The organism is Oerskovia flava, assembly GCF_026163685.1.
GTDB classification, from domain to species: domain Bacteria; phylum Actinomycetota; class Actinomycetes; order Actinomycetales; family Cellulomonadaceae; genus Oerskovia_A; species Oerskovia_A flava.
The window spans coordinates 1-688 of record NZ_JAOXSR010000022.1 but is presented as its reverse complement, the minus strand read 5'-3'; the positions used below and the strand labels follow the sequence as shown (position 1 = coordinate 688).

The 688-nt window shown below is 67.7% G+C and carries 1 protein-coding gene; it reads right to left on the bottom strand.

Annotation, left to right across the window (positions count from 1 at the left end; translation table 11 throughout):
• Positions 1–64: 64 nt before the first annotated feature.
• A partial coding sequence (locus tag OHL10_RS18610) for a superoxide dismutase (RefSeq protein WP_265523745.1) occupies positions 65–688 on the bottom strand: 624 nt, incomplete at its 5' end.

Genomic DNA, 688 nt, shown 5'->3' with positions numbered 1-688 from the left:
CGAACAGGCGGTTTCTCGGCACGATGTCGTGTGGGTGCCGGGAAACCGCCTGTTCGGCGGGGTGCTAGGGGACGATGAGGCCCGGGGTCTGGGTGCGGGCGCGGGTGAGGCGTGCGTCGGCGTCGGCCCAGTTGACGATGTTCCACCAGGCGGTGACGTAGTCGGCGCGGACGTTCTGGTAGTCGAGGTAGTAGGCGTGCTCCCAGACGTCGAGCAGGACGATGGGGACCAGGCCGAGGGGGATGTTGCCCTGCTGGTCGTAGAGCTGGACGATGATGAGCTTCTGGCCGACGGTGTCGTAGGCGAGGATGGCCCAGCCGGAGCCCTGGACGCCGGCGGCGACCGCGGCGAAGTGGGCCTTGAACTTGGCGAAGGAGCCGAAGTCCTGGTCGATGGCGGTCGCGATGTCGCCGGTGGGTTCGCCGCCGCCCTCGGGGGAGAGGTTGGTCCAGAACGCGGAGTGGTTGATGTGGCCGCCGAGGTTGAACGCGAGGTTCTTCTCGTGGAGGTTGACGGCGGCGAGGTCGCCGGAGTCGCGGGCCTCGGCGAGCTTGTCCAGGGCGGTGTTCGCGCCGGTGACGTAGGCCTGGTGGTGCTTGGAGTGGTGCAGCTCCATGATGCGCCCGGAGATGTGGGGCTCGAGTGCTCCGTAGTCGAACGTCAGGTCGGGAAGCGAGTAGACAGCCAT